At 51.6% G+C, this 23,528-nt stretch carries 15 protein-coding genes; 9 read left to right on the forward strand and 6 right to left on the reverse strand.

The genetic code is table 11. The features are described 5' to 3' along the window. Positions 1-825, forward strand: coding sequence for a DUF8758 domain-containing protein (locus H144_RS0108155; RefSeq protein WP_019941565.1), 825 nt, complete (start codon positions 1-3; stop codon positions 823-825). Here H144_RS0108155 and H144_RS31605 read toward each other — a convergent pair. Next, positions 817-1,167 (reverse strand): helix-turn-helix domain-containing protein, encoded by a 351-nt coding sequence (locus H144_RS31605; protein WP_169409382.1) that lies wholly within the window; start codon positions 1,165-1,167, stop codon positions 817-819. The two genes, H144_RS0108155 and H144_RS31605, sit on opposite strands and share 9 nt — an antisense overlap. Before the next feature lie 273 nt (positions 1,168-1,440). Here H144_RS31605 and H144_RS0108165 point away from each other — a divergent pair, with 273 nt between their 5' ends. Next, positions 1,441-2,220 (forward strand): hypothetical protein, encoded by a 780-nt coding sequence (locus tag H144_RS0108165; RefSeq protein WP_019941567.1) that lies wholly within the window; start codon positions 1,441-1,443, stop codon positions 2,218-2,220. An 86-nt stretch (positions 2,221-2,306) separates the two neighbouring features. On the opposite strand, the gene H144_RS0108170 is transcribed toward H144_RS0108165, so the two are convergent. Together H144_RS0108170 and H144_RS0108175 are read right to left on the reverse strand one after the other, a co-directional pair. Then, positions 2,307-4,790, reverse strand: a complete 2,484-nt coding sequence (locus H144_RS0108170; RefSeq protein ID WP_019941568.1) for a glutaminase family protein — start codon at positions 4,788-4,790, stop codon at positions 2,307-2,309. Between the two features lie 82 nt (positions 4,791-4,872). After that, positions 4,873-6,996 carry a protein-disulfide reductase DsbD family protein gene (locus H144_RS0108175; protein ID WP_033402483.1) on the reverse strand — a complete coding sequence of 708 codons (2,124 nt, stop codon included), beginning with the start codon at positions 6,994-6,996 and terminating at the stop codon, positions 4,873-4,875. A gap of 186 nt (positions 6,997-7,182) precedes the next feature. Here H144_RS0108175 and argB point away from each other — a divergent pair, with 186 nt between their 5' ends. From argB to H144_RS0108205, 6 genes are all read left to right on the forward strand, one after another. After that, on the forward strand, positions 7,183-7,971 hold the full coding sequence (argB, locus tag H144_RS0108180; protein WP_019941570.1) for an acetylglutamate kinase: 789 nt from the start codon (positions 7,183-7,185) through the stop codon (positions 7,969-7,971). A gap of 149 nt (positions 7,972-8,120) precedes the next feature. Then, positions 8,121-9,449: a cytochrome c gene (locus tag H144_RS0108185; protein ID WP_019941571.1), complete on the forward strand. Its 1,329-nt coding sequence runs from the start codon at positions 8,121-8,123 to the stop codon at positions 9,447-9,449. A 27-nt stretch (positions 9,450-9,476) separates the two neighbouring features. Continuing rightward, positions 9,477-12,809: a VCBS repeat-containing protein gene (locus H144_RS0108190; RefSeq protein WP_019941572.1), complete on the forward strand. Its 3,333-nt coding sequence runs from the start codon at positions 9,477-9,479 to the stop codon at positions 12,807-12,809. Further along, positions 12,797-14,125 (forward strand): vanadium-dependent haloperoxidase, encoded by a 1,329-nt coding sequence (locus H144_RS0108195; RefSeq protein ID WP_019941573.1) that lies wholly within the window; start codon positions 12,797-12,799, stop codon positions 14,123-14,125. The genes H144_RS0108190 and H144_RS0108195 overlap by 13 nt, the downstream gene beginning before the upstream one ends. A 198-nt stretch (positions 14,126-14,323) precedes the next feature. Next, positions 14,324-17,656, forward strand: a complete 3,333-nt coding sequence (locus H144_RS0108200; RefSeq protein WP_063826385.1) for a SusC/RagA family TonB-linked outer membrane protein — start codon at positions 14,324-14,326, stop codon at positions 17,654-17,656. 28 nt (positions 17,657-17,684) lie between these two features. Next, the gene (locus H144_RS0108205; protein ID WP_019941575.1) at positions 17,685-19,364 is read left to right on the forward strand and encodes a SusD/RagB family nutrient-binding outer membrane lipoprotein; all 1,680 of its coding nucleotides are present in this window, start codon (positions 17,685-17,687) and stop codon (positions 19,362-19,364) included. Positions 19,365-19,454: 90 nt separating this feature from the next. Here the strand turns inward: H144_RS0108205 and H144_RS33230 are convergent, their stop codons facing one another. The 3 genes from H144_RS33230 to H144_RS0108225 all read right to left on the reverse strand — a co-directional run bounded on the left by H144_RS33230 (position 19,455) and on the right by H144_RS0108225 (position 22,051). Continuing rightward, complete coding sequence (locus H144_RS33230) at positions 19,455-19,988, reverse strand: thioredoxin domain-containing protein (RefSeq protein ID WP_019941576.1); 534 nt, start codon at positions 19,986-19,988, stop codon at positions 19,455-19,457. 4 nt (positions 19,989-19,992) lie between these two features. Next, entirely contained in the window at positions 19,993-21,327 is a 1,335-nt protein-coding gene (argH, locus tag H144_RS0108215) for an argininosuccinate lyase (RefSeq protein WP_019941577.1), read from the reverse strand. A gap of 220 nt (positions 21,328-21,547) precedes the next feature. Continuing rightward, positions 21,548-22,051 carry a C40 family peptidase gene (locus H144_RS0108225; RefSeq protein WP_019941579.1) on the reverse strand — a complete coding sequence of 168 codons (504 nt, stop codon included), beginning with the start codon at positions 22,049-22,051 and terminating at the stop codon, positions 21,548-21,550. A 257-nt stretch (positions 22,052-22,308) separates the two neighbouring features. Between H144_RS0108225 and H144_RS0108230 the strand changes: the two genes are divergently transcribed. Continuing rightward, entirely contained in the window at positions 22,309-23,475 is a 1,167-nt protein-coding gene (locus H144_RS0108230) for an AIR synthase-related protein (RefSeq protein WP_019941580.1), read from the forward strand. The last annotated feature ends 53 nt before the right edge of the window (positions 23,476-23,528 follow it).

Below are 23,528 nucleotides of genomic sequence, written 5' to 3' on the forward strand. Positions count from 1 at the left end.
GTGGCCCTGACAAAGGTTTTAATTGCAGTAAAAACCTACCCAACTCTTTCAATTAAGTATAATGAGCTAGTTTGTACGGCAGGTTTTCTCGAAGATGGGAGTTGGATCAGAATATACCCGATCCCCTTCCGGAAATTAGAATACGACAAGCAGTTCAGTAAGTATGACTGGATTGAGATCGACCTTGTAAGGAATACATCAGATCCTCGCAAAGAGAGCTACAAGCCGAAATCTATTGATTGCCCGATGGTCCGGTTGGGTAACATCGACACGGAAGGCGGAACTTGGCGGAAAAGAAAGGAGATTGTACTGAAAAATGTTCATACGAATATGGCGGAGCTAATCGCCTCAGCAAAAGATCCTAAGAAACTGATTTCTCTCGCCGTATTCAAACCCAGACAGATCCTGGATTTCCTCATCGAGCAGGTTGACCGTAAATGGGATGCGAAGAAGTTAGCTACATTAAAAGCGCAGGCACTTCAAATGGATCTTTTCAAAAATTCGGAGAACCCGTTTGAAGTGGTGGATAAATTACCCTATAAGTTTTCTTACAGGTTTACCAGCGAAGACGGCCTCGAACGTACATTGATGATTGAGGATTGGGAGATCGGGGCGCTTTATTGGAATTGCCTCAAACGACACGAAGGTGACGAGTTCAAAGCTTGTGAAGATGTGCGAAAGAAATATTTCGATGACTTTGCAAGGACCAAAGATCTTTACTTGTTTCTGGGAACTACCCGGGAGTTCCACTTAATGGCACCGAATCCATTTGTAATCATCGGTACTTTCCACCCCAAGCCGGAGGCTCAGTTAAGTCTATTCTAGTGGGTCTGAATCAAATGCCTCGCTGCAATCCAATACGTTCCGGGCAAGTTCATCGCGTCTGATTTTTTTCTCGTTCTCCATAATGTGTTCAATTGTTTCAAACCGAATAATAGGTGCCTTGCCAACTAACAGAGATAGTTCTACCAGTTTGGACAGTTTGAAATTGAAATTTCCATTCAGAATTTGAGACACATAAAACGGCGGTACATCTAACTTCTCTGATACCTGCTCCGGGGTCAGATTATTTTCTTCCATGTATGTATTCAGCAGATTGAAAATTTCAATTTGCAGGTGGGTCAACCAATAAATTGGGCTTCTCAGGAGTTGTTCGCGTTCTTTCATGAGCATTGTTTTAGTCTTTCAATTTTCCGGCTCAATAGTGACCAGTTTTAAGAAAAGACCTGCTCAACTCCGACATAATCTTCTTTTTACACCCAACCAGCATTGGGTTCATTTCATTGAGCGAACGGAAATCATCCTTGCACATTTAACATCGAGCGTTAAATTTACAAGGACCGCGCACCTGAAACAGTCTTCGGTCAGCGGGTGTTATGCCTGCATGCCTGCACGGTGACCAGAAATCGCGGAGGTTCAGCTAATGACTTATATATAAATATGAAAAACCACATTTTCTCAATCCTGATCCTGTTTCCCGGCATGTTCGCCCAGGCCCAGCAACGGCAGGAAGCCGGTTCCCCAAACTCCTACATCCAGCTTGTGAACGGAAGCCAACAGTCGGCTTTCAAACGGGTAGAGCTGCGGTCGGATATCGACACCACCTGGTTCCGGTGGAAGGAGAGGGGGTATAGCTTCGGGTTTGCACCTGGTAAAACGCCAATGTACACGACGGTGGATGGTATTCTGAGCACGCCGTACATGATCCAGGTACGCGGTAATGCAGAGGAGCGGAACAAGAAACGCTGGGGTTATCATGTATTCGAGGGGTATGCCAAAGACGATAAGTCGCGCATCACCATGCTTGTCAACAAACATATCGAGGCTGAGCGACCGGTGGCAGAGCTTTACTATTACTCCACGGTTTATAACCACGACGAGACGGCCTATAACTGGTTTAAAATCGGGTCGGACGTTCGGCAGCATTCATTTATGTTCGGGCGTGATAAGGCGTTGTTTTACGGCTCGCTCAAACTGACAAATGCATTGACCCTCGGTGCTGTTGGTAAGGAGGATATTTCAACTACGAAACCTGACGGTGACGACGAGCAAAATGCAGAAAAGGATGCGAAATATGTCAATTACAAGGAACTGAAAAATGGTGGCGACGGGACGATCTTTTACGATAAAGACCGTGACATTGTGGTGATCAAAATCAAAGGAAAATGGATGAAAGTGGCCGTGGAGGCGCTGCCAGAGGGAGTTAGCTATGATTTTTGAGCCATATTAGGGACAACAAGAGAAGAGGTCAGAAACTGCCTCAGTAGCAATCCTGACCCCATGACTCAATGACTATACCTGACAGCCTACTTCCACTTCTCCCCAAGCACCTTCATCCAATATCCCCCAACCACCGACCGTGCGCGGAAACCGACGGACTTTCCATTAGTAGTCTCATGCCAGTCCGATAGTGGAATGCGGTCCGTAGTGCCGTTGGCATATTTGTAAATCGGCTGGATCAACGCCTGGAAATCCTCCGGCTTCTCGGCGAGGGTGGCAGTCCAGACGATCCAATCGGATTTCGTATAAGTTTTACGGCTGTCCAGCGGAAGACCGAAAGGCTGCTGTTTGGTGAGGTAGTAAGCGATTTCTTTTTGGGCTACCGTTTTCGGAAACACATTCAGACCGAGGAGCTTGTCCCACACGAGGTTGTATTTCTGGCTCCACGTGGCTTTTTTGTCGAAAGTCAATGCGTAATGATCGCCGTCGGCGGCCATTTGCATCCATTTCTGGGCGAAGTCTTTGGTTAATGCATTCACTTCGGTGGCTTCCTGGGTGTTGCCAAGTTGTTCGGCGAGTTTGGCGTAGGATGCCAGGCCCATAATGGCTTTGATGGACAGGTTGGTGTTACGTGCCAAATGCCCCGCGAAATCGTCGGTACAGAGCTGGTTTGCGGGGTCGAAACCTTCTTTTTTCAGGTAGTTGGCCCAGACGCTGAGCGTTTTCCAATGCTTTTTGGCGAAATCCGTATTGCCTTCGGCTTTGGTGATGGCGTAGGTGAGAATGAGCATGTTACCGGCTTCTTCCACAGGCATGTCCTCGCCGTACGTCTGCCCGTTCGCGAGGGGGTAGGTACCTACATCGTGCGCGGCGAAAGGTTTGGTCCATTTGCCACTCTCCGAATAATAGAAAATGGGTTCCATCATGCCTTTGAGCAATGTCGGATTGTAGAGGAGAAACAATGGCGCCGATGGGTAAGTGATATCGACCGTTCCGATGGAGCCATTGCTGAAATTCTCTTTGGAGAAAAACAATGGCGTGCCGGTGGGATCGGCTACCAGTTTGTGCGCGGAAATAGCCTGACGGTAGGCCAGCACACAAAGCTCGGCGTATTGCTTGCCGCCCGCTTTGAATGCGTCGTCGTAAATGGTTTTGTCGGTTTCTTCGCAGGTTTGCAGGATTTTGGTAAAATCGGTTTCTGCGCTTTTCAGCTCTCCGGCAATCGTTTTATTGCCTTCCCGGTTCCACCAGGGGCGCAGGTTTTGACTAAAATATTGAACCGAATAACCATCGTCATAACCCACCAATGCATGCAGCTGCTTGCTCTCGGCGCCTACTTTTCCTGCATTCAATATCAATCCCATTGACTTGGCGTCTGCCAACGCCGCGCCGGCCTGGTCGACACTGAGCGTGCCTTTGGACGCGAATTCTTTCAAAATATCCGTCGGAACGCCGATGGCGGAGGCTTTCACCATGCCCTGCGGAGCGGCGAGGTAGGCCTGGCCCCAGTCGATACGGACATCGTCGCCTTTTCTGGCCAGGAGGTTTTGAACCGTATTGCCGAGTGATAAAGTGGTCAAACCATCCTGGTTCGCCTCCTTGCCGGTCACGGACTGGCTGGCGTCATGGGTGGCCCAAAGCCCGGAAACCGTGTTCAGAATGCTCACATCATGCTGCTTACCGTCGGCGGATTTCACTTCATATACCATGTAATTTACCGGCCGGGAAATCAGGTCGAGGTCTTTCATGATCAGCGGGGCCACAAACTGGACCGTCAGCTGGACAGGGCCCGCTTCGAATTGGTAAATGGATTGCGTAGCCGTCATTTCAAAGCCGGTTTGCTTCGCTGGCGCCACCGCATCAGCCCCTTTCGGCGCGATTTCGTCGGCCAGACCCACATCAATATAACCCGGCCCGGCGCCGTTTTTGACATAAGCGGCCAGCGTGTTTTTGCCTTTTTTCAATGCCTTCGCAGCGGCCGGACTAATCGGTTTGAACTCATAATCGCTCGTAAAGCAAGGCGCGCAGTCATAGGCGGGCACGCCGTTGATAAACACCTGCACGTCGTCGTCATGGAAGATATTCAATACAGGTTTTTCAAAATCGACATTGGTAAGGTTGAAATCACGCCGGTACCAGAGCTCCTGAGCGAACTCCGTGCCGCCTTTGAGCATGGCGTCGTTGCGTTCGTGCGTGCCGAACGGCGCGGGGCCCTGTTTCCAGGTGCTGATATTGTAGCCGTCTTTGAACCACCATTTCGGATCGGGCTTTGTGGTGGTAAATTTTGCGGTATAGGCCTCCTGCTTGGCCGTCGGCAGGATGGTCTTCATGTCGGCCGTAGCGGCACCCATGAAGCGGTAAGCTTTGCCGTCGACGCGGATGAGGCCGTCCATCGGATGCGGCTTGCCGGTCCAATGTTTGGTGATGGAGCCAGCCAGCTGGTCGCCAAAGGACCAAACGCTTGTATAGGGATCGATAGTCACCAGCGGCGTGGCCGGCGGACGGATGGACTGGGCAAAAATCGTTGAGGTGGTAAATAGCATCAGCGCGGTAAGGCAGCGTTTGAGCATAGTTTCGGTCGGTTTTACGGAAATAGTGTTACAAAATCCCTGTAATGATAGGGGATAAGTTCAGTAATGAACAGTCTGACACTTATTTCTTCCCAAACGCTGCCTTCCCGCTATCCAGGAACGCCGCGAACTTCGCCGGATCCAGATCGTAGTTTTTGGGAGCCACCAGCAGCTTGCCTTCGTGATCTACGAGGCAGTAATGCGGCTGTGCATTGTTGTTGTATTTCACGATTTGCAGATCCGCATTCTGTGCGCCGATGGTTTTCTTTACTTTGTTATCGTATTTCGAAGTGTACCATTGCGCTTCCGGCAATTCGGTTTTGTCATCGACGTACAATGCGACGATCACGTAGTCATTGTTCAAACGCTGCAATACCGCCGGATCGACCCACACGCGGGCTTCCATTTCGCGGCAGTTGACGCAGCCGTGGCCGGTAAAATCGATGAAAACCGGTTTGTTGACTTTTTTGGCGTAGGCCAGTGCTTCCTGGTAGTCGAAGAAGCCTTCCAGTTCGTGGGGTAAATGGAAAAGATCGGCATACTTGCGGGTCTCGCCTGAAACGGCGTTTGGCGCTGCTGCCGCGCTTCTTTTATTTAGATCAAAATCCAATGTCGATTGGGGAGGCAGGTAACCGGCCAATGCTTTCAGCGGCGCGCCCCACATGCCCGGGAGCATGTATACGACGAATGTAAAGGTGATAATGGCGAGCAGCAGGCGCGGAACGCTTATTTTTTCAATGGGTGAATCGTGCGGCGTGCGGATTTTGCCCAGCAGGTAGAAACCCAGCAATGCGAAAATGACGATCCAGAATGCCAGGTAAACTTCGCGGTCGAGCAAATGCCAGTGGTAAACCTGATCGGCAATGCTGAAAAACTTCAACGCCAACGCCAATTCCAGGAAGCCCAGCACCACTTTCACGGTGTTCAGCCAGCCGCCGGATTTGGGCAGCGATTTCAACCATTGCGGGAACAATGCAAATGAGGTGAATGGAATGGCAAATGCCGCCGAAAAGGCCGCCATACCCACAATAGGCTTCACTACTTCACCACCCGCAGATGCAACGAGCAAGCTGCCGACGATCGGGCCGGTGCAGGAGAAGGAGACGAGTACTAATGTGAATGCCATAAAGAAAACACCCGCATAGCCGCCCTGATCGGCTTTCTGGTCCATTTTATTTACAAAACCACTTGGTAACACGATTTCGAAAAGGCCCAGGAACGAAAGCCCGAATGTGATGAAAATCGCAAAAAACAGCAGGTTCGGGAGCCAGTGCGTGCTGAGGAAGTTAGCAAATGCCGGTCCGTTCAGTCGTGAAACCAGGGTACCTATTAATGTGTAGATCAGGATAATGGAGATACCATATACAAATGCCTTGAATTTGCCCTTTTCCTGGTTCGTGAAAAAGCTCACGGTCATCGGGATGATGGGAAAAACGCATGGGGTAAGCAATGCGACCAGGCCGGATAGGAATGCTGCCAATGCAAAGCCAAGCAGCGATTTATCGGCAGCCGGGTCTTCGGTAGTAGATGGGGCGGCGATTTCCGCAGTTTTCGCGGCGGTTGTTGAACCGGTATCCGGGTTCGGGGTGGCGGTCAATGCAGCAGTCGTGTCGGTGGATTGCGTGGCAGCTGCGGAAGTTTCATTCGCTTCGGCAGGCGAAGTCGCGGGGGTAGATGCGGGCGTAGTTGCGCCTACTGCCGGCTGTGCGCTCACGGAAGAGGCGGCTGCGGCAACTTTCAACCCTTTAAACTCAAAATCTTCGCCTCCGGGAATGCAAAGTCCGTTGATGTGGCTGCAAGTCTGATATTCGGAAGCGCCCTTGATCACCGGATTGTCGGCCAGGATTTTGACGGTTTGTTTAAAAACCCCTTTTCCTTCAAAATAACGAACATTCCCCTGCCATACTTCTTCAAATTTAGTCTTCGGGTTCTGCGGTTTCAGCTTGCCGACTATTTCGAAAGTGTTGTTTTTTTCGAAAGTAAATGTGGTCAGCATCGGCCCCAGGTCCGGGTCGAAGTCGGAAGAATACATGTACCAGTCCTTGTCGATGATCGCGGTAAAAACCAGGTCGACGGTCTCACCTTTTTTGACCTCGGGTTTGGAGAAAGAATAAGTCCAATGGGCCTTGGCCTTCTGGACCTGTGCCTGCGCGAAGCCGGTTATGAAGAGGCAAATGCTGACAATGAGTATGATACCGCGTTTCATGATGCTGTTTGGGGTAATCTGCCTGGCCAGTGTATTAAGGTGGGCGATCAATCTATAATTTTGATAGAGCTTTCTTATCGAACGTAATTTTCACAAAAAAATTCATCATTTGAAATTCCCTTTCGACCGATTCGCGTTTTGGCTACCTTTGTCGCCTCAAATTCAGTCCAGTTAACAGTTATTAACATGTCCCAGACCTTATACGTTGTCAAGATCGGCGGTAATGTGATCGATAATCCCGAAGCCTGTTCCCGTTTTCTCAAAGCCTTTGCGCAGCTCGATGCCCCCAAAATCCTCGTCCACGGCGGCGGAAAAGTAGCTACCCAAATCGCCGCGAAGTTGCAGATCGAAACGCAGATGGTCGACGGCCGCCGCATTACCGACAAGCCCATGCTCGACGTGGTGACGATGGTATATGGCGGACTTGTTAACAAAAACCTCGTGGCGCAGCTCCAAGCGGAAAATTGCAACGCCATCGGTCTTACCGGCGCCGACGGCGGCATTATCCGCTCCGTCAAACGCCCCGTCAAAACGATCGACTACGGTTTCGTGGGCGACATCGAGGCTGTAAACGGCGATCAAATCGACGCGATCCTGTCCAGCGGTCTCACGCCGATCATCGCCCCATTGACATACAGCGCCGAAGGCCTGCTCCTCAATACGAATGCCGATACGATGGCCTCCGCGACTGCTGTGGCCATGTCGGAAGCATTTGAAGTAAACCTCATTTATTGTTTCGAAAAGAAAGGCGTGCTTTCCGACCCCGACAACGACGACGCGGTAATCGCCAAACTCGTACCGGCTACTTATGAAGAATACAAATCGACGGGTGTTATTAATAAGGGAATGATCCCCAAACTGGACAATGCATTCGCGGCATTAAATGCGGGCGTTAAGCAGGTGACAATCTGCCACGCCGACGAGTTGGCGAATGCGGTTTCAGGCGGCGCAGGGACGGCGATTGTAATGGCTTAACGATGTAAGATTGGAAAGTCAGTTCCTGGAAATACAGGTTAACAGTGATGTGACTGGCGTACACATGTAATTTTATTGTCTAATTATTAAATTTTCTTAAAATTTAATTTAAAGTTATTAAATTGCATGAGTTAAACCCACTCATTACCATGCTGTTTCGAAAAGGCCTCGTTCTGGTTTTTTTGCTTTTGTGTGATTGGTGTGCAGGCCAGGCTCCCGAGTTCTATAAGGATGTGCAACCCATTATTCACGCCAATTGCGTGCCGTGCCACCGCGCGGGCGAAGCAGCCCCTTTTCCGCTCGTCACTTTCGAAGACGTAACCAAGCGTTCCAAGTTCATTAAACAGGTCGTCAGTTCACGGTATATGCCGCCCTGGAAGGCCGATAATCACTACAATTCATTCGCAAACGACCGCTCGCTGAGCGATAAGGATATTAAAACGATCGTCGCATGGATCGACGGCGGCACGCCCAAAGGCAAGGCCAACACCAAGGCCGAGCAGGAGTTGCAGTCGCGCCTCGACGCCGGTACTTCTTATAAACGCAAACCCGACCTCCGCCTGAGCATGAAGGAAGCGTTCACACTGAAAGGTGACGCAAAAGAACGCTTCGTCATGTTCAAAATCCCGTTCGAAATGGCGCAGGAGGCTAATGTCGAGGCCATTGAGTTTACTTCCAATAATAAAAAGCTTATCCACCACGCCAATTTCGCGATCCACCCCGTACCTGATCCGTCGGTCGATTTGCACAACACCGTCGATTTTGCCGACCTCAGCGGGCCGGATGGCGACAAGTATTATGAGTGGGTCAAGTACAAAAAGGAAATGACCTATTACGGCGGCTGGATCCCCGGCACGACGGTCGAGGCTTACCCCGAAGACATGGGCTGGGTGATGCCTAAACGGGGCGTGGTACTGCTCACGGTGCATTTCGGACCTAGCTCGGTGGACGCGCAGAGTATCGACGGGATCAATATTTTCTTCAAAAACACCCCTATCAAACGAAAAGTAAAGGTAATCAGCCTGGGTTCGGGCGGAATCGGCGAGAAGGAAATCACGCCGCCGCTGATGATTTTTGCCAACGAGGTAAACAGTTTCAAACTGCGCATCGGTAATAATCAGCCCGACGTTTCGCTGCTGTACGCATGGCCGCATATGCATTACCTGGGCAAGGAGTTCAAGGCGTACGCGACCACGGCCGCAGGTGATACGATCCGCCTTGTGCATGTGCCCGCGTGGGATTTCCGCTGGCAGGAGATTTATAAGTACAAAAAACCGGTATTGCTGCCCAAAGGCGCCGTGGTAACGGTGGAGGCTACTTATGACAATACCGCCAGTAACCCGGCCAACCCCCATAATCCGCCGCAACTGGTAATGTCGACGGGTAATATGCGGAGCGATCAGGAGATGATGACGCTCATCCTGATGTACGTCGACAGGCTTCCCGGCGACGACGAGCTTGTTTTCAAGTGGAATTGATATTGACTGGTCCATAAAAGGAATTGCATGGGTAAACTCTATTATCTGTTGTTTTTGCTGCCATTTCCCGTTTTTTCTCAAACCGTTTTCAAAAAACTGCCCGCCCGCGAAACCGGTGCCGGCTTTGTGAACAGGATCGAGGAGAACGATTCGCTGCACATTTTCCGGTATGAGTATCTGTACAACGGAAACGGGATCGGCGTGGGCGATTTTGACGGGGACGGCAAGCCCGACCTGTTCATTTCCGGCAATACGGTTCCTAACAAATTGTATCTCAATCGCTCCAAAGACACGCAGATCGCTTTCGAGGATGTGAGCCGGAAGGCGAAAGTCGAGGGGAACGGCAAATGGGCCACGGGCGTGAGCGTCGCGGATGTGAATGGCGATGGCCTGGTGGACATTTACGTTTGCCACTCGGGGTTCTACCGCAAGCTTTCGGACAAGAATAATGAGCTTTTTATTAATCAAGGCGTTAAGAACGGCGTGCCGGTTTTCAAAGAAATGGCCGTGGAAGCAGGCCTGAATGCGATCGGTTCGCAATCGACGCAGGCTGCTTTTTTTGATTATGACAAAGACGGCGACCTGGATATGTTCCTGTTGAACCATTCCAACCACACCGTCAACCCGTTCCTCAATACAAGGGAAATGCGCGCGACGCCGAACCCGTATTTCGGCAACAGGCTGTTCGAAAATGTGAGTGAAAAGGGCAAGCTGAAATTCCGGGACGTGACGAAGCAATCGGGGATTATCAACAATGCGCTGAATTTCGGGCTGAGCGTGATCGTGGCGGATATCAACCAGGACGGCTGGCCGGACCTTTACACGACGAGCGATTACACGGAGGTGGATTGCTACTATGTCAATAACCGCAACGGCACATTCACGGAGTCGCTGCGAAAGTCTTTTACCCACGTTTCCAAGTTCTCGATGGGTGCCGACGTGGCCGATTTTAACAACGACGGCCTGCCCGACGTGCTAACCCTCGACATGCTGCCGGAGGATAATCACCGCCAGAAGCTGCTGAAAGGCGCGGACGTGTACGACCAGTACCATTTGCTCCTCGACAGCGGCTATTACCATCAGAATATGCGCAATATGCTGCATTTGAACCGGGGCGTGGATGCGGATGGCAATGTGCGTTTCAGTGAGATAGGGCAGCTCGCGGGTGTTAGCAATACCGATTGGAGCTGGGCCGGACTCATGGCCGACCTCGATAACGACGGCTGGAAGGACCTGCTCATTACAAATGGCTACCTGCGCGATTTTACCAATATGGATTTCCTCAAATACACCGTCGCCGACGAGCAGATGAAGGAAGCCGCGAAGGGCAAGCTGGATTTCAAAACTTATGATTTGGTCCAGAAAATGCCTTCCAATAAGCTGCGGAACTATATATTCCGGAACAAAGGCTTGCCGGATAGCTACGGCTTCGAGGATGTTTCCGAGCAATGGGGTATGAATGAGCTCGCCGTTTCCAATGCCGCTGCCTATGCGGATTTCGACGGTGACGGCGATCTGGATATGGTGATTTCGCACATTAACGAGCCGGTTTCCATTTATCAGAACCTGTCGGAACGGAAGGGGATTGCATTGCGGCTAACGGGCCAGAATGCCAATACGCAGGCATTCGGCGCCAAGGCGTGGGTGTATGTCGGCGGCAACCGGCAATTCGCGGAGCTGTATCCGGTGCGCGGCTATCAGTCCACCGTAACTACCGACCTGCATTTTGGCCTCGGCAATGCGGCAAAGGCCGATTCGGTGCGTGTGGAATGGCCTTCGGGCAAGGTTACGATTTTGAATGCGCAGCCTGCCGGGCTGGTGATTTTGAAAGAATCCGAAGCTGCGGATGGCAAGGCAGGTAAGGCGCTTGCTAGCCGGCCCTGGTTCGGTAAAGTGCCGCCAGCGGCTGCCGGAATCGATTTTGTGCATCAGGAGAATGATTTTGTGGATTTTAAAGTCGAGGTGCTGCTGCCTTACCAGCTCTCGCGGCTGGGACCCGCATTAGCAAAAGGCGATGTGAATGGCGACGGGCTGGATGATGTCTTTTTCGGCGGCGCATCGCACCAGTTTGGCGTGCTGTATCTGCAAAAGGCGGACGGCACTTTCGAAGGCGCAGCCGCGCAGCCGTGGCGGCAAAATGTGGTTTGTGAGGAAGTGAATGCGCTTTTTTTCGATGCCGACCGTGATGGCGACCTGGATTTGTATATCGTGAGCGGAGGCAATGAGTTCGAAGAGAATGCCCCCGAATACCGTGATCATTTGTATCTCAATGACGGCAAGGGCGTATTCCGCGAAGAAGTGCTCGCATTGCCTTCTATGCGCAATCCGAAACAATGCATTACCGCGGCCGATGTGGATGGCGATGGCGACCTGGACCTTTTCATAGGCGGCCGCGCCGTGCCGGGCTCTTTCCCGATGCCGGCCAGAAGTTATCTGCTGAGGAATGATTCGCAAGGGGCCAATGTCAAATTCACCGACATTACGTCCGGCGTGCCCGCGCTGCTGAACCCCGGAATGGTTACCGCCGCGGTATTGACCGATCTGAATGCAGACAAAAGGCCCGATTTGCTGCTTGCGGGCGACTGGATGCCCGTAATGGCGTTCAAAAACACGGGCAGTACGTTTGAAATACAAAAAACAGATGCGCTCACCGATTCGGACGGCATGTGGGCCGCATTGGAGGCCGTCGACCTCGACGGCGACGGCGACCTGGATTTCGTGCTGGGTAATGCGGGCCTGAACAATCAGTACCAAACCAGTCCGGAACGCCCGCTGGCGATCTATTACGACGATTTCGACAAAAACGGAGCCATCGACCCGATTTGCACTTATTATATCGGCGACAAAAGCTACCCGATGTTTTCGCGCGACGAGATGCTCGATCAGATGACCGCACTCAAACGAAAATACACCAGCTACACCTCCTATGCCGACGCGACAATGGAAGACGTGTTTGGAAAAGAGGCAGTTAGCAAAAGTAATAAGGTATATTGTAAAGAATTGCGAAGTATGGTCCTGGAAAACGAGGGGAATTTTTCCTTCAAAAAGCATTTCCTTCCCGAAACCGCCCAGTTTTCCAGAACAAGCGGCATCGTAGTGCAGGATCTGAACGGCGACAAAATGCCGGATTTGCTGCTGGCCGGTAACTTTTCGGCTTACCGCGTACAGCTGGGGCCGTCGGACGCATCGGTAGGCGTGGTGTTGAAGCAAGTAGCCCCATTCCGGTTTGAAACGGTTAAGCCATCGGAAACCGGCCTGTGGGCGGGGGGTGACGTTCGTCAGGCAGTAATACTGAATGGTTCGCGTATATTATTTACCGTTAATAACGATCAGCCTTTGTTACTGGAATGGAAAAAGTAGTGCGGCATAGGGGATGGCAATGGCTCGTGGGCGTATGGTGCATGCTTGCGGGGCACATGGCGTGTGCGCAGGCGCGTACGGAGCTGCTGCACCGCGCGCAGGAAAACCTGACGCGCGTGATCGTACATGATATTTTTTCGCCGCCGGTCGCCAGCCGTATATACCTGTATGCCAATGCCGCAGCTTACGAAACGCTGGTGCTGGGCGACAGCCGGTACGTGAGCTTGCACAATCAGGCTAATATGTTTCCCAAAATCGATCAACCTGCCGCGGCCAGCCATATAAACTACGAACTTGCAGCGTTGTACGCATTCCTGAGAACGGGTGGAAAGCTGGTTTTTTCGGAACCCATGTTGAAGGATAGCAGCGAGCATATTTTAGCGGGAGTAGGAGAAGTGGACGAGGTGATTTACCAGAATTCCCTGCGGTTAGGCGAAATGGTGAGCGACAGTATACTGGCGTGGTCATCGCGTGACAACTATGCCGCTACGCGTAAGAAACGCCGCTACGCATACAGTAAAGAGAAAGGCAAATGGACGCCCACGCCGCCAGGCTATATCGATGCCGTGGAGCCCTATTGGAGCCAGATCAGGCCGGTAGCGCTGGATTCGGCGGCGCAGTTCAAGCCGGTGCCGCCGCCTGCATTCAATACCGATGCCGCGAGCGATTTTATGAAGGAGGTGAAGGAGGTGTACGACGTCACCCGGAAACTGAGCAAGGAAGAAATCCTGATTGCCAGTTTCTGGGACTGCAACCCGTTTTACCTCAATACACAGGGGCATTTGAATTTCGCGACGAAAAAGCTCTCGCCGGGCGGGCATTGGATGTCGATCGCCGGCCAGGCCACGCAGCGTGCCGGCAAGAGCTGGATCGAAACGTCGAAAGTGTATTTGCTGACGTCCATCGCATTGTTCGACGGCTTTATCAGCTGCTGGGACGAGAAATACCGCAGCCAGATGATCCGTCCCGAGACGGTGATCAACGCTTATATGGACGAAAAATGGCGGCCGCTGCTGCAAACACCGCCGTTCCCGGAATACACCAGTGGGCACAGCGTCATTTCCACGGCGGCGGCGCTGGTGCTGGAACGGGAGCTGGGTGAAGGATTTGTCTTCGACGACCGGACGGAAATGCCGTATGGGTTGCCGATGAGGCGTTTTGCGTCGTTCACGGCGGCGGCGGAAGAGGCGGCGATCAGCCGGTTATATGGCGGAATCCACTACCGGTCGGCCATTGTGAACGGGCAAAAACAGGGAAGAGGTATTGGGAATCAGGTCATTCAGAAAATAAGGCTAAATGCCGGTATCGGCAAATAGTCTATCACAATTGTATGTTAATTATTAATATTTTTTAATAAATGTTATATTTTTGTTAATAAAAATATTTATTTTTGACATTCAATGCTTTTGATGTGCAAAGTGGCAGTTAGCGCAGGCTGATTGCCGGTCTTCGGATCAGAGTATGTAAGTCCAGTTTACTTAAACCACCTAAAATTTCAATTTACCAAGTTTACCATGAGACAAAAGTGTACTGCTTTATCACGTCTGGTAACATTGCTCCTCCTCCTCACAGGAAGTACCTGGAGTTTTGCCCAAGACAGACAGACCGTCAGCGGGACGGTGCTCGACAAGGATCAGAATCCTTTGCCCGGCGTTTCCTATCTTATTAAAGGAAGTAACACAGGTGGCGCGACAGACGCCAATGGAAAGTTCAGCGTTGCTGTGCCTTCCGGATCAGCTGTGCTCGTTTTTTCATCGATTGGATTTGTAACAAAAGAAGTACCGGTGGGTAATGCCACCCAATTGACCGTCAACCTCGACGAGGACAACAAAACGCTTAATGAAGTAGTTATCACCGGTTTCGGTATGTCAACCGAAGCCAGAAAGCTTGCCTATTCTGTTCAATCTGTTCAGGGCCAGGATATTACCCGTACTGCAAACGCCAACATGGTGAATGCATTGCAGGGTAAGGTAGCGGGTGTGATGATCAACCAGGGAACAGGTGGCCCTATGTCTTCTTCCCGTATCCGTATCCGTGGTAATGCGTCTTTGAGCCCTAACACCCAGCCGCTTTTCGTGGTGGACGGTGTGCTGATCCGCCCGGGAACAACCGGTGCCGACTCGTGGGGTGCCGCGCAGGACTTTGGTAACATCATGAAAAACCTCAACCCGGACAACGTGGAATCGATGACCGTACTGAAAGGTTCGGCAGCGAGCTCGCTGTATGGTTCTGAGGCTTTGAACGGTGTGGTGGTAATCCAGACTAAAAAAGGCCGTACCGACAAAGGCCTTGGTGTGACTTACAACCATACGTCTACCTTCGAAACCGCCTACAAATTCCTCGACCTGCAAAATCAGTTCGGTGCGGGTATCAGCCCCACATTTGCCAAAGGTGCTGACGGCGTGGACGAAGTGGACCGTGCCAACTATCCATTCTCTTTCGGTCCTGAATTCAAAGGACAAACCGTACGTGACCTCGACGGCCGCATGGTGCCATGGAAAGCGAACGATCCTTTGAGCTTCTTCCAGACTGGAAAGTACATCAACCACAACGTAGCTATCGAAGGTGGTAACGATCGCAGCTCGTTCCGTGCGTCATTCTCTTCTCTGAAAAACACCTCTATCATGGTGGCTGGTACAGAGCTGAAAAGAAATAACTTCAACATCCGCGGTACCCAGAAAATCGGTAAGCTGTTCAGCCTCGACGTAAGCGCTGACTATACCGACAACGACATGGTGAACCCGATCCGCCAGGGTGGTAACTACAACCCTGTGTTCCGTTTCGTATATGGCCGTCCACGTAACATGGACATCGATTACTGGTCTAAAAACTACATCGACCTCACTGCCGGCGGACGTAAAACCGGTAGCGTTACTGACCCTTACGGCATCAGCCAGTTCATGTTCGAGACATTCGAATACAAGCAGATCCGTAACGAGAAAGTATTCCGTGGTAACATCGACCTGAACGGACAGATCACCGACTGGCTGAGCTTCCTCCTTCGCGGTAACGTTCAGACCGAACTGTATGCAGGCAGCAACAAAAACAGAGGTGCAGGTACAGGTTTCAGCGGTGGTGAATACGGTGAATATACCGAAAACAAGAGCCAGACCCGTTTCCAGGGTTTGTTGATGGCCAACAAGCAGCTGAATGACGATTTCAACCTGTCGTTCAACATCGGTGGTGAAACCAACCGCCTGAACGGCGGCCGTTATTTCCGCGCAGCTACCAACGGCGGTCTCCGCGTTCCCGACGTGTACACACTGGGTAACACCCTGAATACATTGAATTACACCAACACGCTCACGCCTTCGAAAAGAATCGACGCGTTGTACGCTTACGGTGATCTGACCTGGAAAGACGCGTTAACATTGAGCGCAAGCTTCCGTAATGACTGGTCTTCTACCCTGACTTACGCAGACGGCGGCGGTGACTATACTTACTCATACCCATCGGTAGGTATTTCATGGATCGCGACCGAATCTTTGAAAAACCTGCCTTCATGGTTGTCATTTGGTAAAGTACGTGCAAGCTTGGGTTACACAGGTGGTGATACAGACGCATGGTCTACCAACAATACCGGTAAATATGGTCCCAACGGAACATTTACCCAGGCTGACGGCTCACTGGTTAACCTTTCTGCTTTCAAAGACAACACATTGCCTAACTACGGCTTGAAAAACCGTCTGGCCCGTGAGGTGGAATTCGGTGCTGACGTTCGTTTCTTCAACAACCGTTTGGGCATCGACGCGACCGTCTACAACAAGATCACTAAAAACGAGATCCTTAGCCTTAACACAACGCCTGAGTCGGGTGTAGGCAGCAAAATTGTAAACGCCGGCCGTATCCAGAACAAAGGGGTGGAGATCTTGCTCACAGCGACTCCGATCAAACGCAGTAAATTCGAGTGGAATACCAGCGTCAACTTCTCGCGTAACCGCAACAAGGTCCTTGAATTGGTAGAAGGAACTGATACCTACACATTGTCACTCGGTTTCGGAGCTGATATGTCATCGGTAGCACGTGTGGGCAAAGACTACGGTACAATCCTCACTTCGTATGCATTCGCACGTTACGTGAGCGACAATCCTGCACTGAACGGACAGAAAGTAATCGGTGCCAACAGCTCTGCTGAGGGCGGTATCGCATACCTGAGAAGCGGTGCTTACGGACAAGGTTCCAAAGAACTGGGTTCAGTTATGGAGAACTTCCTGGCGAGCAATGTGAACTCGTTCCGCTACGGAAACTTCACTGCTACTGTTCAGGCTGATGCCAAAATCGGTGGTATGATGGCTTCTGCTACACACCAGTACGGTTCTTCTTACGGCGCATTCGCATTCACACTTCCAGGACGTAACACCGAACTGGGTGGTGTAACCTTCACCGACGCGAGCGGAAACGTTCGTAACGACGGTATCATTCCGGAAGGTGTGTTGGCCAACGGATTCACCGTTCTCGTTGACGGCGCGCCGAAGGACCTGGGCGGTATGAGTTATGCCGATGCTGTTACAGCCGGATACGTGAAGCCAATCCCTGCATACCAATATTACCTGAACTTGACCCAATGGGGCTCAGGTATCCGCGAGTACTCCACTTTCGAAAACTCATGGATTGCATTGCGTGAAGTATCGATCGGTTATAACGTACCTGCTTCATTGCTGAGCAAAGCGAAAATCCAGTCGCTGCGTGTAAGCCTCGTAGGACGTAACCTGGGTTACCTGTACAAAACTGCCAAAGACGGCATCAACCCGGAAGGTTTGTATAGCAACAAAGCTGGTGAGTTCATGGAGTACGGAGGTCTGCCATTCTCACGCAACCTGGGTGTGTCAGTAAGTATTGGTCTCTAATCAGTCAGAATTGTTAAAAAATATTGAAATGAAATTCATAAAAGGTAAAATCTTAGCAATGGCTGCCGCAGGTCTGCTCTTCGCCTGCGACAAGCAAGATTTTGTAGATATCAACAACAACCCGGACGCGCTTAACTCGATTCCGCCCGAAAACCAGTTCCTGAATGCCACTACCGGTATCCACGGCCAGGATTTCGAATACTATTACGATGTCTACCGTCGCATTATGCCATGGATGCAGTACACTACTGACGTCAATGGAAACCAGGGTGCATTTACCCAGAACGTCGACAACTTCTCGCAGCGCTACGGACGCCAGTACAACGGCGTAGGCGACAGGCTGTACGACCTGGAACAGCTGGTGTTGAAAATGGACGCTGCCACGCAGCCCCGCTACACCAACATGGTTCAGATCGCGCACATCCTGAAAGCGTATTACACTTTCTACGTGTCGGATATTTACGGTGCTATCCCTTACTCGGAAGCGTTCCAGGGCCGTTACGGCGGTACTTTGCAGCCTAAATACGATACGCAGCAGCAGGTTTTCGCTGCGCTCGATGCAGAGTTGAAAACAGCGATCGCTACGTTGAAGCAAACACCGACTACGCCGCAGATCAGCCTGGGCAACTACGATCAGTACTACAAAAACGATGCGACAAAATGGATCAAAGCGGCTAACGCGCTCCGTCTTCGCATTGCCATGCGTGTATTGAAAGCGGATGCCGCAGCTGCAACGCCGATCATCAACGAGGTGCTGGCTTCGCCTGCTGCCGAACTGATGAGCTCTAATGCCGATGGCTGGATCTTCAAGGCGATCTATTCTTTCACCGGAACAGACGCTAACTCCAACTGGAACCCGACAACCCTTCGCGCACCGAAGCCGATCGTGGATTTCATGTGGGACAAAAAAGATCCCCGTATCGACGCATTCTTCGCGCCAAACGGATTCAACGCGACCAACATCGCATTGCTCGTGAAAGCCGGTAAACTGCCTGCCGGAACTCCAGTTCCTGCACGCCGTTACGTAGGCAGCTTCACCGATCCTGACGTATCCCGCCAGGCGGCTATCCAGCAGCAGTACTACACTGCCGACGTGGTGGACGGTGTTACGATCGATACGCTTTCTTACCTGCAGCCGAACCTTTGGAGCGCGGGTATAAACTCGAAAACAGGTTTCTCTTACCTGCCTGTGATTACTTATGCTGAATTCTGCTTCATGCGTGCGGAACTGGCTACGAAGTCGCTCGGAACCGGAACAGCGAAAGCCTGGTACGAAGAAGGTGTGAAAAGCTCGATCCTCTGGTATGACGAAATCGCAAAAGGCGCACAAGCTCCTGACTACACCGCGGTAACCGACGCTGAAATCACTGCTTACCTGGCCATGCCTGGTATCGCATTCGACAACGCGAAAGCATTGGAGCAAATCGCCAGCCAAAGCTACCTGAACTTCTTCAAGCAGCCGCAGGAAGGTTGGGCATTGTGGAAACGCACAGGCTATCCTAACGCGACTTCGGTAGTTCCTTTGCCGACCGTGAAAAACCTGGGTGCCACATTGGTAATACCACGTCGTGCCCCATTGGCGCTGATCAACGAAACCGACCCTAACGTGGCGAACAAGCAAGCTGCTTACGCTGCCATGGCTGCCCTGCCAGGCTTCGGAAACAGCCCTCAAGACGCAGCCGGCCGCGTATGGTGGGACAAGCCTTGATTTATTAATAGATTTAGTTAAAGAACACAAAAGGCAAGCCGGTTGGCTTGCCTTTTTGTATGTATATCCGTCAAGAATGCCGTATTACCATTATTGATTGATCAGACACCCGATCGCCTCCGTCCGGCTCCTGATGATCATTTCTCCGTTCAATGCAGCTTCAATGGCATTTCGCAGGTAGAGTTCCGTCGCTTTCGCCCGGTTTTTTCCCAATGCATAATACCAGTTATCGATCGCGCCGCGGTAGAGGATTTCGCCGTTTGCATTGGTGAGCACGGCCTCCGGCATTGTCGTAGCCTGATAGCGTTTCACCTTTTGCAGACCGGGGTCCTGGTAGCCTGGTATGTTTGTCTGGTATTTGGTTAAAAAAGCCCTGATATCGTTCCGCTTGACCGCCGGGACGGGGAAAACGGCTTCAAATGCTATGCCCCTTTTTACATAATCCGCATAAATGCTTTTGATTTCGCGCATATAAGCATTGGAAACGGGGCATTCGGGATCAAGGAAGAGGATGACTTTGAGGTTACCCGGTCCGGCATGAACGAGGCGCTTTGCGTTAGTAACTGCCATCAGGCCGAGACTAATCCAGCAAAACATCCAGACGATGACGGACCGGGTTTTCATGCGGTTATTTCAATAATGCTTCCAGAGCGGTGGTTATCTTGTCGTAGCCGAAAGCCGCTATTTCGTTTGCCATTCGCGCTCTGATCTGCTCCGTTTGCAAATTACCGATACTTCCCTCGTGGCTATGTTTCAATTCGCGCGGTGCCTGGTAGCTGCCGTCGCCAATCTCCGCGCCCACCTGCTTGTACGCGTCGCGGAAGGGTACGCCCGCGATCACAAGCTCGTTCACACGCTCCACGCTGAACAGCAGGTCGTATTTCGGGTCATCGAGCAGGTTTTGCTTCACTTTCACGTGTTCGAGCATGAATGCGGCAATGTCGAGGCAGTCGAGGATCTCGTCGAATGCAGGCATCAGGATCTCTTTCAGCAGCTGCATGTCGCGGTGGTAGCCCGAGGGCAGGTTGCTTAGCACCATCGTTACCTCCATCGGCAATGCCTTCATGCGGTTGGTTTTGGCGCGGAGGAGTTCGGCCACATCCGGGTTCTTTTTGTGCGGCATAATGCTGCTGCCGGTCGTAAGGTCGTCCGGGAGCACGATAAAGCCGAAATTCTGGCTGTTGTAAAGGCAAACGTCCATGGCAAGCCTCGAAACGGTGGCGGCGAGCGACGCGATGGCGCTCAATGCGGCTTGCTCCGTGCGACCGCGGCTCATTTGCGCGTACACGACGTTGTGGTGCATGCCTTCGAAGCCGAGCAGGTCGGTCGTCATCCGGCGGTTCAGCGGGAATGACGAGCCATAGCCCGCGCCGGACCCCAGCGGGTTGCGGTTGGCGAGGCGGTACGCGGCATTGAGCTGGATAATATCGTCGATCAAGCCTTCTGCATAGGCACCAAACCAGAGCCCGAACGACGACGGCATGGCGATCTGCAAATGCGTGTAGCCGGGCAGAAGGTCATGCTTGTGTTCTTCCGATTTGCGTGTCAAAACATCGAAAAGCTTTTCCGTTGCCTGCACCACTTCGAACAGCCGGGCGCGGGTGTAGAGCTTCATGTCCACGAGCACCTGGTCGTTCCGCGAGCGGCCGCTATGGATTTTTTTGCCGGTATCTCCCAGCTTGCGGGTCAGGAGCAATTCCACTTGCGAATGCACATCTTCGATACCCTCTTCGATCACAAATTCACCGTTTTGGACCTGCTGGTAAATGGCTTTGAGCTCGGTTTTCAATGCGGCCAGATCGCCGGCAGTCAGCAACCCGATCGTTTCGAGCATTGTTGCGTGGGCGATGTTGCCCAGCACGTCGAATTCAGCCAGATGTAAATCCATCTCGCGGTCGCGGCCAACCGTGAAACGCTCTATTTTTTCAGAAGTAACAGTATTTTCCTTTTGCCAGAGTTTCAAAATGCAGGGATTATAAAAATTGATGATTTATAATTTCACTACAAATTTAACATCATTAACCTATTCCTTCCCCTTTTTCCGCCGACTGAAGTCTGCGGCCTGGGGATTTTTGCTGTTGGAGGATTTTTTTGTTACCCAATTAGGCGTTTATCGTATCAATGGCGCCGCCGCTGGTTTCATATGCCTCGACCGCGGGCAGACGCTGCGGACGTGATCAAGATCATAAGACTCTTTTGACGGCCACAAACCGCTTGCTGTAATAAGCAGCGTTCAGCAGATCGTACCGGATGCCACCTTTCCAGGCCGAATGGATGAATTTGACATAGCCCGGCGCGACTTCCGTGATGATGCCTACGTGGCCGATGTGCTTGCTCTTCGTGCTGTTGCCTTTGAAAAAGATGAGGTCGCCGGGTTTGGCGTCATCGAGTTCGACGTTTTCGCCGTGCTGGGCCTGCGCGGCGCTCGAATGCGGCAGAGTGATATTCCACTGGTTGAAGCAGTATCGGACGAAGCCGGAGCAATCGAAGCCTCTTTTGGACGAGCCGCCGGAACGGTAGGGGATATTCAAATGCCGGGTCGCGAAGGTGACCAGCGATTGGATTGGGTTAAGGCTGTCGGCAGCGGTTTCCGGCGTGCCGGGTGCTTTCGCGTAAGACGGGGTACTGTATGTGGTGGCTGCAAAAAATAGGATTATTACAACTGCAAAGCGAATCGAAAAATGCATGAAATCAAAAGTGGATTCGGGACTTCAAATGGTCAGACAAGAGATTCTACGGTTTTCACTGTTGCATACCGCACAATCGTAAAGCTAACGACTTTTTTGCATTTGTCTTATTTTAAGAAATCGTTAATTTTTGCAATATTTTGTAAATCACTGATTTGCCAGTTTTAGGACTACTTTCGTTAAAGTAAAGGTTTAAGCCCCCATTTTGACTACTTTTGTGGCGGAAATCAGGATAGCTTACTAATCAATACGCTCAGATGAAAACTACCGACCGTTATCTCCAGCGCGGTGTATCGGCTTCAAAGGAAGATGTGCATAAGGCCATCGAAAAGATCGACAAAGGACTTTATCCCAAGGCTTTTTGCAAAATAGTCCCCGACACGCTCGCCGGCGATCCCGGGTATTGCACGATCATGCACGCCGACGGCGCCGGTACGAAAACCTCCCTCGCGTATCTCTATTGGAAAGAAACGGGCGATATTTCCGTCTGGAAAGGCATCGCCCAGGACGCCATCGTCATGAACACCGACGACCTCCTTTGTGTAGGGGCCACGGGCCCGATGCTCTATTCGTCCACCATCGACCGTAACAAGAACCGGATCCCCGGCGAAGTGATCGCCGAGGTGATCAACGGCGCGGAAGAAGTGCTGGATATGCTCCGAAGCTACGGCGTCGAGATTTACAGCACAGGCGGCGAAACGGCCGACGTCGGCGACCTCGTCCGCACGGTAACCGTGAACAGCACGGTAATCGCCCGGATGAAGCGTTCCGAGGTGGTCGACAATGCCAATATTCAGGCCGGCGACGTGATCGTGGGGTTGGCATCTTACGGGCAAGCTACGTACGAAAGCGAATACAACGGCGGTATGGGCAGCAACGGCCTCACTTCCGCCCGTCACGATATTTTGGGTAAATACCTTTCGAAATACACCGAAAGCTACGACCCGGAGGTTAGCGACGACCTCGTTTACAGCGGCAGCAAAAAACTGACCGACGAAGTGGAAGGCGCTCCATTGAATGTGGGTAAATTAATCCTCTCACCCACACGTACATACGCACCCGTTGCGAAGGCGCTGCTCGACGAACTGCGGCCGCAAATTCATGGCATGGTACATTGCAGCGGCGGGGCTCAGACAAAAATTCTACATTTTGTTGATAACCTTCACATTATCAAAGACAACCTGCTCCCCGTACCGCCATTGTTCAGGCTGATCCAGGCCGAAAGCGGCACGAGCTGGCAGGAGATGTACAAGGTGTTCAATATGGGGCACAGGCTGGAAATTTACCTTTCCGAGGAAAATGCCGCCCGCGTGGTCGAAATTTCGAAATCTTTCGGGATCGATGCGCAGGTGATCGGGCGCGTGGAGGCTTCTGACGAAAAGAAACTGACCATTACCAGCGAATACGGCACATTCTATTATTGATACGCCGCCAGGCTGGCACAAATATATTGAGCCTCCGGGAGTTATGCTTCCGG

Source organism: Dyadobacter beijingensis DSM 21582 (assembly GCF_000382205.1).
In the GTDB taxonomy this organism is placed as follows: domain Bacteria; phylum Bacteroidota; class Bacteroidia; order Cytophagales; family Spirosomataceae; genus Dyadobacter; species Dyadobacter beijingensis.